Source organism: Thiomonas sp. OC7, assembly GCF_900634595.1.
Taxonomy (GTDB): Bacteria; Pseudomonadota; Gammaproteobacteria; order Burkholderiales; family Burkholderiaceae_C; genus Thiomonas; species Thiomonas arsenitoxydans.
In genome coordinates, this window is sequence record NZ_LR131953.1 from 1,769,499 (window position 1) to 1,783,644 (window position 14,146).

Annotated in this window: 12 protein-coding genes; 1 reads left to right on the plus strand and 11 read right to left on the minus strand. The window is 63.7% G+C overall.

Going from position 1 to position 14,146, the window contains the following annotated elements; all coding sequences use genetic code 11:
* Positions 1 to 30 precede the first annotated feature (30 nt).
* The 9 genes from BIO17B3_RS08585 to BIO17B3_RS08625 form a co-directional block, all read right to left on the minus strand.
* Complete coding sequence (locus BIO17B3_RS08585) at positions 31 to 2,886, minus strand: nitrate reductase (protein ID WP_232054230.1); 2,856 nt, start codon at positions 2,884 to 2,886, stop codon at positions 31 to 33.
* Positions 2,886 to 3,275 carry a nitrite reductase small subunit NirD gene (nirD, locus tag BIO17B3_RS08590; protein WP_156053757.1) on the minus strand — a complete coding sequence of 130 codons (390 nt, stop codon included), beginning with the start codon at positions 3,273 to 3,275 and terminating at the stop codon, positions 2,886 to 2,888. Before nirD ends, BIO17B3_RS08585 begins: the two co-directional genes overlap by 1 nt.
* Positions 3,272 to 5,731, minus strand: coding sequence for a nitrite reductase large subunit NirB (gene nirB / locus BIO17B3_RS08595; protein WP_156053758.1), 2,460 nt, complete (start codon positions 5,729 to 5,731; stop codon positions 3,272 to 3,274). The genes nirD and nirB overlap by 4 nt, the downstream gene beginning before the upstream one ends.
* A 32-nt stretch (positions 5,732 to 5,763) precedes the next feature.
* Complete coding sequence (locus tag BIO17B3_RS08600) at positions 5,764 to 6,564, minus strand: ABC transporter ATP-binding protein (RefSeq protein ID WP_013107426.1); 801 nt, start codon at positions 6,562 to 6,564, stop codon at positions 5,764 to 5,766.
* Positions 6,565 to 6,599: 35 nt separating this feature from the next.
* Positions 6,600 to 7,514, minus strand: a complete 915-nt coding sequence (gene ntrB / locus BIO17B3_RS08605) for a nitrate ABC transporter permease (RefSeq protein WP_156053759.1) — start codon at positions 7,512 to 7,514, stop codon at positions 6,600 to 6,602.
* Positions 7,515 to 7,545: 31 nt separating this feature from the next.
* Entirely contained in the window at positions 7,546 to 8,826 is a 1,281-nt protein-coding gene (locus BIO17B3_RS08610; protein ID WP_013107428.1) for a CmpA/NrtA family ABC transporter substrate-binding protein, read from the minus strand.
* Positions 8,827 to 9,121: 295 nt separating this feature from the next.
* Positions 9,122 to 9,757 (minus strand): ANTAR domain-containing response regulator, encoded by a 636-nt coding sequence (locus tag BIO17B3_RS08615; protein WP_013107429.1) that lies wholly within the window; start codon positions 9,755 to 9,757, stop codon positions 9,122 to 9,124.
* 76 nt (positions 9,758 to 9,833) lie between these two features.
* Complete coding sequence (locus BIO17B3_RS08620; RefSeq protein WP_013107430.1) at positions 9,834 to 10,244, minus strand: sirohydrochlorin chelatase; 411 nt, start codon at positions 10,242 to 10,244, stop codon at positions 9,834 to 9,836.
* 261 nt (positions 10,245 to 10,505) lie between these two features.
* Positions 10,506 to 11,546, minus strand: a complete 1,041-nt coding sequence (locus tag BIO17B3_RS08625; protein ID WP_156053760.1) for an IS630 family transposase — start codon at positions 11,544 to 11,546, stop codon at positions 10,506 to 10,508.
* Between BIO17B3_RS08625 and BIO17B3_RS08630 the strand changes: the two genes are divergently transcribed.
* Positions 11,537 to 11,932 carry a type II toxin-antitoxin system VapC family toxin gene (locus BIO17B3_RS08630; protein ID WP_156053761.1) on the plus strand — a complete coding sequence of 132 codons (396 nt, stop codon included), beginning with the start codon at positions 11,537 to 11,539 and terminating at the stop codon, positions 11,930 to 11,932. The genes BIO17B3_RS08625 and BIO17B3_RS08630 overlap by 10 nt on opposite strands.
* 312 nt (positions 11,933 to 12,244) lie before the next feature.
* Here BIO17B3_RS08630 and BIO17B3_RS08635 read toward each other — a convergent pair whose 3' ends face one another.
* Both BIO17B3_RS08635 and BIO17B3_RS08640 read right to left on the minus strand, forming a co-directional pair.
* Complete coding sequence (locus BIO17B3_RS08635) at positions 12,245 to 13,111, minus strand: Nucleoside-binding outer membrane protein (protein ID WP_013107433.1); 867 nt, start codon at positions 13,109 to 13,111, stop codon at positions 12,245 to 12,247.
* Between the two features lie 129 nt (positions 13,112 to 13,240).
* On the minus strand, positions 13,241 to 14,146 hold the full coding sequence (locus BIO17B3_RS08640; RefSeq protein ID WP_156053762.1) for an isopenicillin N synthase family oxygenase: 906 nt from the start codon (positions 14,144 to 14,146) through the stop codon (positions 13,241 to 13,243).

Below are 14,146 nucleotides of genomic sequence, written 5' to 3' on the forward strand. Positions count from 1 at the left end.
GAGAACCTCCTGAAATGGATACTGCAAGAATCAGGCCGTGACCGGGCTGCCGCCGCGCACGATGCGGCGCAGCTCAGGGAGGCAGGAGCCGCAGTTCGTGCCGCACTTGAGTTGCTGCTGCAGCGTGGCAAGCTGCGCCTCGGCGTCGCCCTCCAGCGTGGGCAGCAGGGCGTCGATCTGGCTTTGCCAAACATCGAAACAGTTGCACACCTGGTGGCCGGGGCTGGGTAGATTGGCCGGAGGCGTGGTGGAGGGCAGCAGCAGCCAGCGGCCATAGGGCTTGGCACTGGCTTCGCTTTGCAGCAATTCGCGCAGCCAGCCTTGCGCCACCACGCTGTCGACCGGGCCGCTGAGCAGCGCGGCGTCGATGCGCTCGCCCGCCAGTCGCACGGCACGGTGCACGCTGCGGCCAGGGTCGGCATAGTGCAGCGCGGCGCTTCCCTGCACGCCGAAATGGGCTTCGATGCGCGCCAGCAACGCGGCAGCAGGCGCACCGCGTGCGGCGGCGCGCAGCAGCAGGCCAGTGCGTTCGCGGCCGAAGGGCACGCACATGACGAAGGGCAGTTCGGCCAGCTCCTGCATCAGCGTGGCGCGCAGCGCCTGGGCGCTGTGTTCGGGCATCCAGCCGAAGGCGGCGAGGTGCCAGGTGAGATTGGCGGCCTCCACCCGCACGGCGCTGTGCTTGAGTTCGGGCTGGAAGGAATAGGGGTCGATGACGGGCAGGGTGAGGCCGTTGACGCCCAGCCGCGCCACGCCTTCGGCATTGCGCCCGCCAAGGTATTCCGCGCCCCAGTGCATGGCGATGAAGGCCTGGCCGGGGCGTACCGTGTCGGTGGCGCGTGCGGGCAGCACGATGTCGCCGCGGCGCGAGGCCACGCGCAGCAACTCGCCGTCGCTCAGGCCGCGCCGGGCGAGATCGCTGGGGTGCAGGTCGATGCAGGGCTCGGGTGCATGGTTGAACAGGCGTGGCACCGAGCCGGTGCGGCTCATGCCATGCCACTGGTCGCGCAGGCGGCCGGTGGTCAGCGCCACGGGGTAGCGCGCGTCGCAGGGTTCGGCCACGGGTTTGAAGGCTTCGGCGAAGAATCTGGCGCGGCCATCTGCCGTGGGGAACTGGCCGTCGTCGTACAGCCGCGCTTTGCCGACGCTCGCACCGGCGGGGTAGGGCCACTGCTGCGGGCCGTCGCGTTCCAGCGTGGTCCACGACAGGCCGGTGATGTCGAGGTCGCGGCCTCGGGTGCTTTCGCGGTGCTCGTTCCAGACGGCTTCGGGCGTGGCGTAGGGGAAGAGCGTGAGCCTGCCGTTCAGCCGTGCAGGCAAGAGGGCTTCGAGCCGACGGGCGAAGTCCACCGCAATCTCCCAGTCGTCGCGCGCCTCGCCGGGGGCTTTGGTTGCGGCGCGCACGCGGCTGATGCGGCGCTCGGAGTTGGTCACCGTCCCAATCTTCTCGCCCCAGGTGGTGGCGGGCAGCAGTACGTCGGCATAAGGCACGGTGGCGGCTGTGGTGTAGGCCTCCTGCACCACGACGAGTTCGGCGGTCTCCAGCGCGCGACGCACCAGCGCCTGGTCGGGCAGCGACTGGGCAGGGTTGGTACAGGCGATCCACAGCGCCTTCACCTTGCCGTCGGCCGCGGCCTGGAACAGCTCGACGGCGGTCTTGCCGCGCTGCGCCGGCACGTCGGCCACACCCCAGAGTTTGGCCACTTCGGCGCGGTGCGCCGGGTTAGCCAGATCACGATGCGCCGAAAGCAGATTGGCCATGCCGCCCACTTCGCGCCCGCCCATGGCGTTGGGCTGGCCGGTGAGCGAAAACGGCCCTGCTCCGGGTTTGCCGATCTGGCCGCAGGCGAGGTGAAGGTTGATGAGCCCGGCGTTCTTCGCCGTGCCGCTGCTCGACTGGTTCAGCCCTTGGCAATACATGGAAAGCGTGGGCTGGCGCGTCTGCAGTGTCGCGTCAGGCGCGCCCAGCGCGAACCAGCGCGCGGCGGTGACGATATCCTGCTCCTTCAGCCCGCACAGATTGGCCGCAACCGCCGGGCTCATCTCCCTCACCCGCTCGCGCAGGGCCGCGTAGCCGCTGGTGTGGGCGGTGATATAGGTGGGGTCGACCAGGTCTTCCCACACCATCACATGCAGCATGGCGTGGAACAGCGCGACGTCGGTTCCGGGCAGCAGTTGCAGGTGCAGATCGGCGAGTTCGGCGGTTTCGGTACGGCGCGGGTCGATGACGATGATGCGCATCTCGGGCCGCCTGGCCTTGGCCTTTTCGATACGGCGAAAGGTGATGGGATGCGACCACGCCGCATTGCTGCCCGCCAGCACCAGACAGGAGGCGTGGTCAATGTCGTCGTAGTTGCACGGCGGCGCGTCAGCCCCCAGCGTGACCTTGTAGCCGGCTACCGCGCTGCTCATGCACACGCGGGAATTGGTGTCCACATTGTTGGTGCCGACCAGCCCCTTGGCCAGCTTGTTGAAAACGTAGTAGTCCTCGGTCAGCATCTGGCCGGAGATGTAGAAACCCACGCTGTCGGGCCCATGCTCGGCGATGATGGCTGCGAAGCGCTGCGCCACATGGTCCAGCGCCTCGTCCCAACGCACCGCACGGCGTGGCGCATCGCGCTGCGTGCGCAGTTCGGGCCGTAGCGCGCGCACCTGCGGCAGCAACTCCGGCTTGGCGCTCAGGTGCAGCGCGCCGCCCTTGGTGCACAGCTTGCCGAAGTTGGCCGGATGATCTGGGTCGCCGCGCACACCCGTGATGCGCCCGCCCTCGGTCTTGATGAGCACACCACAGCCCACGCCGCAATACGGGCAGGTCGAGCGCACCTCGCGCAGCGCGCCCTCGGGCACGATGGCGATGGAGCCTGCGGGCAGGTCGGCGGAGTTCATCAGTCCGCGTTCGCGCAGGCTGCGCCGTCACAGTGCGCCGCGTGCATCTCGGTAATAGACGCGTGCAACTGGTCGCTGCGCAGATAGACCTGTTCGCCCTCCACCTTCACCGCGAAGGCCGGAGTGCAGCCCTCGTCTGGCGCTTGCGCACGACCATCGTCGAGCCGGATGGTCCAGTTGTGTAGCGGGCAGTCGACCGATTCGCCGAACACGATGCCCTGGCTCAGCGGTCCGCCCTTGTGCGGGCAGCGGTCGAGCAGGGCGTAGATGCGGTCGCTGGCGGTGCGGAACAGGGCGATGTCCACGCCGTCCGGGCGGCGCACGCGGCGTGCGCCCAGTGCGGGAATCTCGGACTGGGTGCAGACAGGAGTCCAGTGGCTGGTGCTCATGCCGGTTCTCCTTGTGCTGCGGCAACCGGCACGATGGGAATGAACTGCCGCGTATCCACTTGCGCCTTGTCGAACTCGAACCACGGATCAGGCTCTCCCTGCAGCGCGAATTGCAGCCGCTCCCACAGGGCTTTGCGGCCCTCGGCGTCGGCCAGGATGCGCTGTTTCACAACGTCCAGGCCGACACGGGCGATGTAATGCACGGTGCGCTCCAGATACCAGCCTTCCTCGCGGTAAAGCTGGATGAAGGCGCCGGTGTATTCCAGCACTTCCTCCTGCGTCTTGAGCTTGACCAGGAACTGTGCGACTTCGGTCTTGATGCCGCCGTTGCCGCCCACATACATTTCCCAGCCGGAATCGACGCCGATGATGCCCACGTCCTTGATGCCGCTTTCGGCGCAGTTGCGTGGGCAGCCGCTGACCGCGAACTTCACCTTGTGCGGCGCGTACATGCGCCAGGTGGCGCGCTCAAGCAGCTTGCCCAGTGCCGTGCTGTCCTGCGTGCCGAAGCGGCACCATTCGCTGCCGACGCAGGTCTTCACCGTGCGCAGCGCCTTGGCGTAAGCGTGGCCGCTGGGCATGCCGATGTCGGTCCACACGGCTTGCAGGTCTTCCTTTTTCACGCCCAGCAGGTCGATGCGCTGGCCGCCGGTCACTTTCACCGTAGGGATGTTGTACTTGTCCACGGCGTCGGCGATGCGGCGCAACTCGGCGGCCGAAGTCTCGCCGCCCCACATGCGCGGAATCACCGAATAAGTGCCGTTCTTCTGGATGTTGGCGTGGCTGCGCTCGTTGATGAAACGGCTTTGCGGGTCATCCTTGGCCTCGTGCGGCCAGGTGGAAATGAGGTAGTAGTTCACCGCCGGGCGGCAGCTCGAACAACCGTTGGGCGTGCGCCAGCCGAGATTGGCATACACGTCGGCAATGGTGAGCAAATGCTCGTTCTTGATCGCGTCGCGCACCTCCTGGTGGGTGGAGTCGGTGCATCCGCACAGCGCCTTTTTCTTCGGTGCGGCGGAGAAGTCGCCTCCCGCAGTGAACATCAGGATCTGCTCGACGAGCCCGGTGCAGGAGCCGCACGAGGCGCTGGCCTTGGTGTGCTTGCGCACTTCTTCCAGCGTGAACAGTCCCCTGTCCTTGATCGCCTTGACAATCGTGCCCTTGCACACGCCGTTGCAACCGCAGACCTCGTCGGTGTCGGCCATCAGCATGGCCTTGCTCTGGCCCTGATGGCCGGCATCACCCAGAGCGCCTTCGCCGAACATCAGCTTGTCGCGGATGTCATGCACCTTGCGGCCTTCGCGCAGCAGCTTGAAGTACCACGAGCCATCCACGGTGTCGCCGTACAGGCAGGCGCCGACCAGCTTGTCGCCCTGAATCACCAGGCGCTTGTAAACGCCGGAAAACGGGTCGGACAGGACGATGTCTTCGCAGCCCTCGCCGCCCATGAAGCTACCGGCCGAGAACAGGTCGATACCCGTGACCTTGAGTTTGGTGCTGATCTGGCTGCCGGTGTATCGACCTATGCCCATCTGCGCCAGGTGGTTGGCTGCCACCTTGGCCTGCTCGAACAGCGGCGCCACCAGGCCGTAGGCAATGCCGCGATGCGCGGCACATTCGCCCACGGCGTAAATGCGCGGGTCGGTGATGGTCTGCAGCGTGTCGCTCACGACGATGCCGCGATTGCAGTGAATGCCGGCCTTCTCCGCCAGCGCGGTGTTGGGGCGGATGCCTGCGGTCATCACCACCAGATCGGCGGGAATCTCGCTGCCGTCCTTGAACCGCACGGCGCGCACCCGGCCTGATTCATTGCCCAGCAAGGCTTGCGTCTGCGCGCCGATGAGGAACTTGAGACCGCGATCTTCAAGCGACTTCTGCAGCAGCTTGCCCGCCACATCGTCGAGTTGTCGCTCCATCAGCCACGGCATGATGTGCACCACGGTCACGTCCATGCCGCGCAGCATCAGACCGTTGGCCGCTTCCAGCCCCAGCAGGCCGCCGCCAATGACCACCGCGTGCCTGTGCGTCTTCGCGGTCTCGATCATGGTTTCGGTGTCCTTGATGTCGCGGTAGGCGATCACCCCGTCCAACTCCTTGCCCGGCACCGGCAGGATGAACGGCAGCGAGCCTGTGCCCAGCAGCAGCCGGTCGTAGGGGGCTTCGAGGCCTTCATCGGTGCGTACCACGCGCTTGATGCGATCGATTTGCACCACCGTCTTGCCGGTGTGCAGGGCGATGCCGTTGTCGGCATACCAGTCCAGCGGATTGAGGATGATCTGCTCGATGGTCTGCTCCCCGGCCAGCACGGGCGACAGCAGGATGCGGTTGTAGTTCGGGTGCGGCTCGCTGCCGAACACGGTGATGTCGTAGAGATCGGGCGCGAGCTTGAGCAGTTCTTCGAGCGCCCGCACCCCGGCCATGCCATTGCCGACGAGAACGAGTTTGGGTTTGTTCATGATGCGGAGTCCATTGGGTTGCGCGCTGCGTCTCAGGCTGCCTTGGCCTGCGGGTGCGCCTGGCGCTTGTAGAGAAACTCCAGCACCTGGGCGCGCAGATGGGCGTAGTGCGGGTCTTCGCTCAGAGCCAGACGTTCGCGCGGGCGCGGCAGATCGACCGTGAGAATTTCGCCGATGGTCGCGGCAGGGCCATTGGTCAGCATGACGATGCGGTCGGACAGCAGCACCGCCTCGTCCACGTCGTGCGTCACCATCACCACAGTGGCGCCGCTTTTCGCCACGATGCCTTGCAGCTCGTCCTGCAGCCGGGCACGGGTGAGGGCGTCGAGCGCGCCGAAAGGCTCGTCCATCAGCAGCAACTTGGGCTCCATCGCCAGAGCCCGGGCGATGCCGACGCGCTGCTTCATACCGCCGGAAATTTCGTGTGGATGTTTGTGTGCCGCGTGCGGCAGGCCAACGAGTTCCAAAGCAGACTGGGTGCGGGCCTTGAGTTGCGACTTGGTTTCGCTTGCGCCGAACACGCGCTCCACGCCGAGGTAGATGTTGCCGTAGCAGGTCATCCAAGGCAGCAGCGAGTGGTTTTGGAACACCACGGCGCGGTCAGGGCCTGGCGCGTGAATTTCGCGGCCGTCGCACACCATCACGCCCGAGGATGGCAGCGTGAGTCCGGCGATGAGGTTGAGCAGGGTGCTCTTGCCGCAGCCGGAATGGCCGATCAGGCTGATGAACTCGCCCTTGGCGATGTCGAGGTTGATGCCCTTGAGCGCGTGGAAAGGACCGCGCGCGGTGTCGAACACCATTTCGACGTGTTGGATGATGATGAAATGTTCCATGATGATGGCCTTTTGTGTTTTGCGTGATGGGAAGATCAGCGCGCTTCGTCGTAGCTGAATCGCCGCGCAATCAGCATCAGCGCGCCTTCGAGCACCATGCCGGTGACGCCGATGACCAGAATGGCGATGATGATGTGGGCGAGGTTGAGGTTGTTCCACTCGTTCCACAGCCAGAAGCCGATGCCGGTGCCGCCTGTCAGCATTTCAGCGGCGACGATCACCAGCCAGGCGGTGCCGACCGACAGCCGCACGCCGGTCATCATGTAGGGCATGACCGAGGGCAGCAGAATCTTGGTGAACACCTTCCAGGTGGAGAGGTCGAGCACGCGGGCCACGTTCAAATAATCCGCCGGAATGCGCTGCACGCCGATGGCGGTGTTGATCATCATCGGCCAGATGGAGCAGATGAAAATGGTGTAGATGGCCGCCGCCGGCGCATTGCTGAACACATACAGCCCGATGGGCAGCCAGGCCAGCGGCGACACCGGACGCAGCAGGCTGATGAGAGGCGAGAGCATGCGGTTCAAGAACTGCACGCGGCCAATGGCGAAACCCAGCGGAATGCCTACCAGCGCCGCCAGACCAAAGCCGTAGGCCACTCGCTGCAGCGAGGCCAGCAGGTTCCAGCCGATGCCCACATCGTTCGGTCCGTTGTCATAAAAGGGATGCGCAAACACCTTCTGCGCCGACTGCCAGGTGACCAGCGGCGAGGGGAATTGCGCGCTGTGCTCGGCCGCCAGTTCCCACACCAGCAGCAGGAGTGCGAAGCCCATCAGCGGGGCGATGAGGCGCAGCGCGATTTGGCGGTTCTTCGCGCGTTGCCGCTCTGCCGGGCTCACGGTGCGTATGGCAGTTTGCTTTGTAGCGGCCGGGGGAGTTTCGGGTGAGGCGTCCTCCGTCGCAGAGGCTTGAAACGATCCGCCCGGGGCGGAAAAGACGGCAGTGTTCATGCTGGACTCCTGGTTCATTGCGTCGGCAAGGTCAAACGGCGAGATCGTTGACTTTGAAGCCGTGGGCATAGGCCTTGGGGTCCTTGCCGTCCCAGGTCACGCCGTCGATCAGCTTGGAGGTGCGCAGCGTGGTGGCGGGCACCGGCACCTTCAGTTCGGTGGCGACTTCCTTGTACAGATCGACGCGGTTCACCGCCTTGGCCACGGCGAGATAGTCGGGGTCGGTCTTGATCAGTCCCCAGCGGCGGAACTGGGTGAGGAACCACATGCCGTCGGACAACCACGGGAAGTTGACCTGCCCGTCTTCATAGAACGTCATCGGGTGCGCGTCGTGCCAGCTTTTGCCCAGGCCGTTGGTGTAGTTGCCAAGGATGCGCGGCAGGATGGTTGCCACCTGGGTGTTGACATAGCCCGGCGCGGCGATGGTCTCGGCCATCTTGGTGCGGTTGGCATCCGAGGCGTCGATCCAGCGGCAGGTTTCGAGCACGGCGGCCATCACCGCCTTGGTGGTGTTGGGGTACTTTTCGACGAACTCGGCGGTGGTGCCCAGCACCTTCTCTGGATGGTCCACCCAGATTTCCTGCGAAGTCACCGCAGTGAAGCCGATCTTCTGGTTGATAGCCACCGCGTTCCACGGCTCGCCTACGCAGAAGCCGTCCATGCTGCCCACCCGCATATTCGCCACCATCTGCGGCGGCGGCACGGTAATCACCTTGTCGTCCTTCAGCGGGTTGATGCCGTAGGTCGCCAGCCAGTAATAAAGCCACATCGCATGCGTGCTGGTGGGGAAGGTCTGGGCGAAGGTGTAGGTGCGCTTTTTCTGCGCAATGGCCTTGGCCAGCGCCGGGCCGGTGGTGATGCCTTCCTTGGCCAGCGCGTCAGCCAGGGTGATGGCCTGGCCGTTGCGGTTCAGGCCCATGAGTATGGCCATGTCCTTCTTCGGCCCGCCGACGCCGAGCTGCACGCCATACGGCAGGCCGTAGAGCACATGCGCCATCTGGATGCCGCCGGTCACCAGGTTGTCGCGCACTGCGGCCCACGAGGCCTGCTTGCTTGGAATGATCTTGACGCCGTACTTCTTGTCGAAACCCAGCACCGCGGCCATGACGATGGGCGCGCAATCAGTGAGGGGAATGAATCCGATCTTGACTTCTTCCATTTCAGGTTTTCCCAGAGTGGCGGCGCGCGCCGTGGGCTGCAGGCTGGGAAGAAGACCGGCAACAGCCACGGCGGCGCCTGACTTGATGAGGGTGCGGCGCAAGGGTTGTGCCGGGTCGTTGCTCGGAGGGGGGGCGTCTTGCTGTTTGCGCATGGCAGTTCCTGAAATAGCGGGCGAAAAAAAGCCTTCGGGCGCTTCACACAAGGCGAAGCACACGAAGGCATCATTGCCGAGCTGAGCGGGGGAGACTCCCGTTCAGTGGGTTCAACATAGACCGCCGTTGGCCTACAGCGCTATTTAAGCAATCAGCGTGCCAACCCTCCACTCGGGAGAGATCAGAGGGAAGCTCCCCGCTGTATCAAATTAGGCTGGTCTTCGATGACGCAAAACTGTGCGTAACGGTTCCAGTCTGGTGCGTGTGAGCACACAAAGCGCGCAGCCGCAAGGCTCAGATCAATCCGACGGTATCGAGAATGCGCTGGGCAACCTCGGAGAGCTTCAAGCCTTTTTCCATCGCCAGCTTGCGCATGCGGCTGAAGGCTTCTTCCTCGGTGCAGCCCTGGCGCTGCATCACAATGCCCTTGGCCCGCTCGATCAGCTTGCGCTCGGTGAGATGGGTGCGCGCCTGGCTCAGTTCCGCGCGCAAACCCTGTTCGCGCTCGAACCGCGCCAGCGCCACCTCAATCACCGGCCTCACCCGGTTGGGCTTGAGGCCGTCCACGATATAGGCCGTCACCCCCGCCGTGATGGCTAGTTGCGCAGTCTCGGTGTCGTCGTCATCGGTGAACAGCACGATGGGTCGGGGCGTGTCGCGCGAGGCCAGCACGACGTGCTCCAGCAGATCGCGCACGCCAGACTCTGCATCCACAATCACCAGATCGGGCTTGAGCGCGGCAATGCGGTCGTCCAGGTCGGGTTTGGCCGGCAGAACGGCCACTACCTGGTAGCCCGCATCCAACAAGGCCTTTTCCAGCATCGCGCAACGCCCTGCCTGGCGCTCATGATTCGCCTGATCGTTCTCCGTCGCCAATGCGGGATCGGGGGAGATGACAGCAACCGTCAGAGTGCTTAGTGGGTTGGGCATATCTCGATTCGAGCAAATTCCATGCCCCAAAGAGTTAGTTCGTTTTCCTGCGATTGATGACAAATCTTGAGGCCATTCAAGAATCAAGGGATGTCATGCTTTGCGTGGCATACGCAGCAAGTGCCGCAATCACTCCAGCATCTTCGCCCGCTGGCTGTGCGAGCACGATTCGCAGCTTCGGATATCGCGCCCGCGCGGCTTGCACCACTTCTGGAATGTCGCGCCGGAGGTGGCCGCCTGCACCAAGGAAGAGGGGCGCGATGTGCACATACTCCGTGCCGTTTTGGCCCGCTTCCTCCAAGGCTTGTTGCAGGGAGGGTTGCATCGACTCCAGAAAAGCAAGGCGGACGGTCAGTTCGGGGTGGCGGGACTGCACCATGCCACAAACGGCCTCAAAGGGCAGAGCCCATTCGGCTAACCGGGAGCCATGGGCCAGCAAGACAAGTAACCTAGGTTCACTGTTCATCGGTATGTAAGTTTGGGTCATGATTAGGGTGCTGGTGGTGCACCCCGGTATTGATCGGCCTGAGATTGTTCGACGCGATTTCGGGATGCGACGAGGCGAACTGCATATAACCGTTCGCTCTGCGGTCGCTGGGTACGTGCTTCAGAAGTGGAATGTAGATTGCAGTCTGGATAGGCGACTGGATCCGATGATCCATCGCTTGAGCTTGAAGAACATTGAATCACTGAAGGACTGCAAGAATGCGGCGATTGCGCCGGGATTTAGCAATCCGGTGGCCACTGGCTAGTGCCCTGTCCCGCTGATACGTGAGCAAAGTCGATGCAGCTTTTCGAGGATGGAGTCGGCAGTAGCGGTCCACTTGAATGGCTGGCAGTTCATGTTGTGGGCGGCGACGAAGTGGTCGATGCGTTGCACGAGTTGTTTGACGCTGGTGAACGAGCCGCGGCGAATGGCCTTGTCGGTGATCAGCGCGAAGAAGCGCTCGACCTGATTGAGCCAGGAGCTGTAGGTGGGGATGAAGTGCAGGTGCCAACGCGGTCGTGCTGCCAACCAGGCTTTGATCTTGGGATGGCTGTGGGTGGCGTAGTGGTCGCAGATGCATTGGATGTCCAGTTCGGCGGGCACGGCCTGGTCAATCTCGCGCAGGAAGGACAGGTATTCCTGGTGTCGGTGGCGCGGTTTGCACGCCGCCAGCACCGCGCCGTTGATCACGTTGAGCGCCGCAAACAACGTGGTTGTGCCATGGCGCTTGTAGTCGTGGGTGACCCCTTCGGCATAGCCGAACCCCATGGGCAGCATCGGCTGGGTGCGCTCCAGCGCCTGACACTGGCTCTTTTCGTCCACGCAGATCACCAGCGCGTTGTCCGGCGGGCTCAGGTACAGGCCGACCACGTCGCGCAACTTCTCGATGAAGAAGGGGTCGTTGGACAACTTGAAGCTCTCGGTGCGATGGGGCTGCAGACCGAAGAGTTGGAAGTAGCGCGCGACGCTGCTCTTGGAGATGCCGGTCTCGGCGGCCACCGAGCGCACGCTCCAATGCGTCGAGCCGTTGACCGGTTTGGTGTGCAGCGTGGTCTTGATCAGGTGCGCAACGCGTTCATCGTCGATCGAGCGCGGCTTGCCCGGCCGCACGTCGTCGTACAGCCCGGCGATGCGCCGCTCGATGAACCGCTTGCGCCATTTGCCCACTGTGGCCTGGGTCAGCTTCAAGCGCTCGGCAATGGCGCTGTTCGGTTCACCGTCCGCACTGCTCAGAGCCGCGGGCAGCAAGCGGCTGCGCGTCCGGAGTTTGTCGAGGCCGAAAGAGCTTGGTGATGCTGCGATTTTTGCTGGACACCAACATCTGTATTTATCTGATGAAGGAACAGCCCGAGCCGGTCATTCGACGGTTTTCGGCTTGCAAGCCCGGCGAGGTTGGGGTCAGCTCGATTACTTGGGCTGAGTTGTGTTGCGGTTTGGAGGTGCATAACAGCCCGCCCGAGTTGACCGCGCTGTCGAACAGCTTGGTCATCAAAGATTTCGACGTGCAAGCGGCGGCTTTTTTTGGAAAACTCTCCCGGCAGTTTCCTGCCAGAAAAAACAGCTTCGACCGCATGATCGCTGCGCATGCCATCTCATTGGGGATCACGTTAGTGACCAACAACGTCGCCGATTTTGCGCTTTACGCCGATGCCGGGCTGGTCGTCGAGAACTGGACGACTTCCGCCTGACGAAAATATGGCTTCTTGTTGGTCGGCCCGCAAACCAAGATGCGATGTCCCTATCTACGCGTTGCGGACCGGGAAGCGCAAAGCAACATCAGCGCTGCTGACTGCAACTGTATGACTGCGGCCGTCTGGGAGACGATCGCGCTCATCCGCGAGAAGTCGCGGTGGATTCCGGTTCATACGAGCACTTGCCGACGTCGATCCGCAAGGGCGCCGGCACGAAGTCCGGCGTTTGCTTTCCAGGCATCTCTCCTCGACTTGCGCTACGCCACGGGTGAGCGCAATCACCAGCGCCAACGCAGTCACGCCGAAAAATCAAAAGTGATATTCCACACGCACCATGGGGGTACTGGCCTTGGCGCCCGGCACGGTAGATGCCGGGTTGCCAAACTTGTTGCGCCAATATTGATATTGCACCCCGGCCCAGAGTTTGTTGGGCACGCTGTAGAGCGCCTTGCCCACGTCATACATGATCTCGGTGGAGAGCAGCGTTTCCGGCGCGGTGCCGTAGCCTTTGGCGCCGATATGGTCGAAATAACCGCTCCACTTCCAGCTGCCGCCGGCAAACGGAATGCCCCAGTCCGCGGCCAGCACGTAGGTGGTCTTGAAGCTCACATCGCCGCCTTGCGGATAAGGGTTAAAACCGTTGTGGTTGCTCTCCTTGTAAAGCTCCAGGCCGACCTTGGCGTAGCCCGGCACGTTCAGACCGAGCATGGGGCCGATACGGAATTTGCGCACGCGCGGCGCAAAGGTGGTGTTTTTGCTGGAATAGTCGAAGCCCATGCCGAGCAGGACATCGTTGATCGGCCCCCAATTGATCTTGTTGCCGCTGATTTGGGAGTAGGAGAAGGTGCGACGGTAGACCGCGTAGATCTCCTGCGCCCCCGCTGCAGCACAACTCGTGCCTGCCGCACAGGCTTCCGGGTCGGAAGAGTCGGACATCAGCACGTCCATATTGAAAAAGTTGGTGCCGAGCGAATCGCCGCTGGCATAGGAAAAGCCGAGGATGCGCTTGGCGATGTCCTTGGGGTTTCCGGGCTCGGCAAATTGCGTGCCGTACTGGCCGTGAACCCAGGCATCGCTCCAGGTGGCGGCCTGGGCCGAAGTGCCTGCGGCACCCAAGCTCGCTGCGAGGATGGACGCGGCTGCGATGGTTTTTCCGGTGTTTCGACCTGTTTTCATGTTGTGTTCTCCCTGTCAAAAAGTTGTCAATCTGAGTGAACTGGAGCGATGTCCAGACGAGTTCCCCGGGTTGAAAAGCGGGTGGCGGATACCGCGCTGCAGAGGCGCGGTGAAAGTGGGGGCGCTGGATCAGCCATAACTGGTGGCGAGCTTGTGCAGGATGTGGTCACGCGCGGTAATGGGCGCATACGCGGGTGGCTGTCCGACAGGCACGCAACCTGCCAGCGGAGACACCAGCACGGCGTCATCCGGATCGGAGAAAAAGGCGATGGAATAGCGGCTGCGCCACGGCTGCAGGGGACGCACGCGGTGCAAGGTGGAGCGAAAGCGGCCATTGCTCCAGCGCTCCAGCAAGTCGCCGGTGTTCACCACCACGGCGTCGGCGTCGGCCGGCACAGGCACCCAGGCCCCATCTGCCGCGCGCACTTCCAGTCCAGGATTGCCATCCTGCCACAGCAGGGTGAGGCTGCCGTAGTCGGTGTGCGCACCGGCGCCCGCGGCAAGATCTCCGCCATGCTGCGGCGGATAGTGCAGAAAGCGCAGGGTCTGGTTCTCTCCCCGGTGACGCTGCGCGAAATAGCCCGGCTGCAGTCCGAGCGCGAGGCCGATGGCGTCGAGCAGACCTTCCGCCAAGGCGCGTGCCGCGGCGAACAAGGCCAGGGCATCGTTGCGAAATGCAGAGCCGGGCCAGGCGGTGACATCGCTTGCTGAACGCAGCGCGTCACGCATGGTGAAGCTCTCCTTGCGATCAGCCGAGGCCAGCGGATCAAGCGCCTCTTGGCCTAGGGCAACATAGCCGTGGTTACGCTGGATGTCGCGGTAGCGCAGCGTCTCCTTGTCTGCATCGGCCAAGGCGAAAAATCGCTTGCTGGAGGTGAAGGCGTTTTGCAGCAGGGCAGCATCCAAGCCGGTGTTGCGCAGGCACATGAAACCGCTGTCCTGCGCCGCGGCGCACAGCGCCTGGCCAAGCGCGCCGCGGTCGGCACCTGGGCGCATGCCGCCGCAATCAATCAGGGGAATGGACGGGCCGGGCAT

Excerpts from the sequence above, each read along its gene's own strand:
- BIO17B3_RS08585 (WP_232054230.1), bottom strand. The coding sequence starts at position 2,886 with ATGAACTCCGCCGACCTGCCCGCAGGCTCCATCGCCATCGTGCCCGAG.
- nirD (WP_156053757.1), bottom strand. The coding sequence starts at position 3,275 with ATGAGCACCAGCCACTGGACTCCTGTCTGCACCCAGTCCGAGATTCCC.
- nirB (WP_156053758.1), bottom strand. The coding sequence starts at position 5,731 with ATGAACAAACCCAAACTCGTTCTCGTCGGCAATGGCATGGCCGGGGTG.
- BIO17B3_RS08600 (WP_013107426.1), bottom strand. The coding sequence starts at position 6,564 with ATGGAACATTTCATCATCATCCAACACGTCGAAATGGTGTTCGACACC.
- ntrB (WP_156053759.1), bottom strand. The coding sequence starts at position 7,514 with ATGAACACTGCCGTCTTTTCCGCCCCGGGCGGATCGTTTCAAGCCTCT.
- BIO17B3_RS08610 (WP_013107428.1), bottom strand. The coding sequence starts at position 8,826 with ATGCGCAAACAGCAAGACGCCCCCCCTCCGAGCAACGACCCGGCACAA.
- BIO17B3_RS08615 (WP_013107429.1), bottom strand. The coding sequence starts at position 9,757 with ATGCCCAACCCACTAAGCACTCTGACGGTTGCTGTCATCTCCCCCGAT.
- BIO17B3_RS08620 (WP_013107430.1), bottom strand. The coding sequence starts at position 10,244 with ATGACCCAAACTTACATACCGATGAACAGTGAACCTAGGTTACTTGTC.
- BIO17B3_RS08630 (WP_156053761.1), top strand. The coding sequence starts at position 11,537 with ATGCTGCGATTTTTGCTGGACACCAACATCTGTATTTATCTGATGAAG.
- BIO17B3_RS08635 (WP_013107433.1), bottom strand. The coding sequence starts at position 13,111 with ATGAAAACAGGTCGAAACACCGGAAAAACCATCGCAGCCGCGTCCATC.
- BIO17B3_RS08640 (WP_156053762.1), bottom strand. The coding sequence starts at position 14,146 with ATGCCCGGCCCGTCCATTCCCCTGATTGATTGCGGCGGCATGCGCCCA.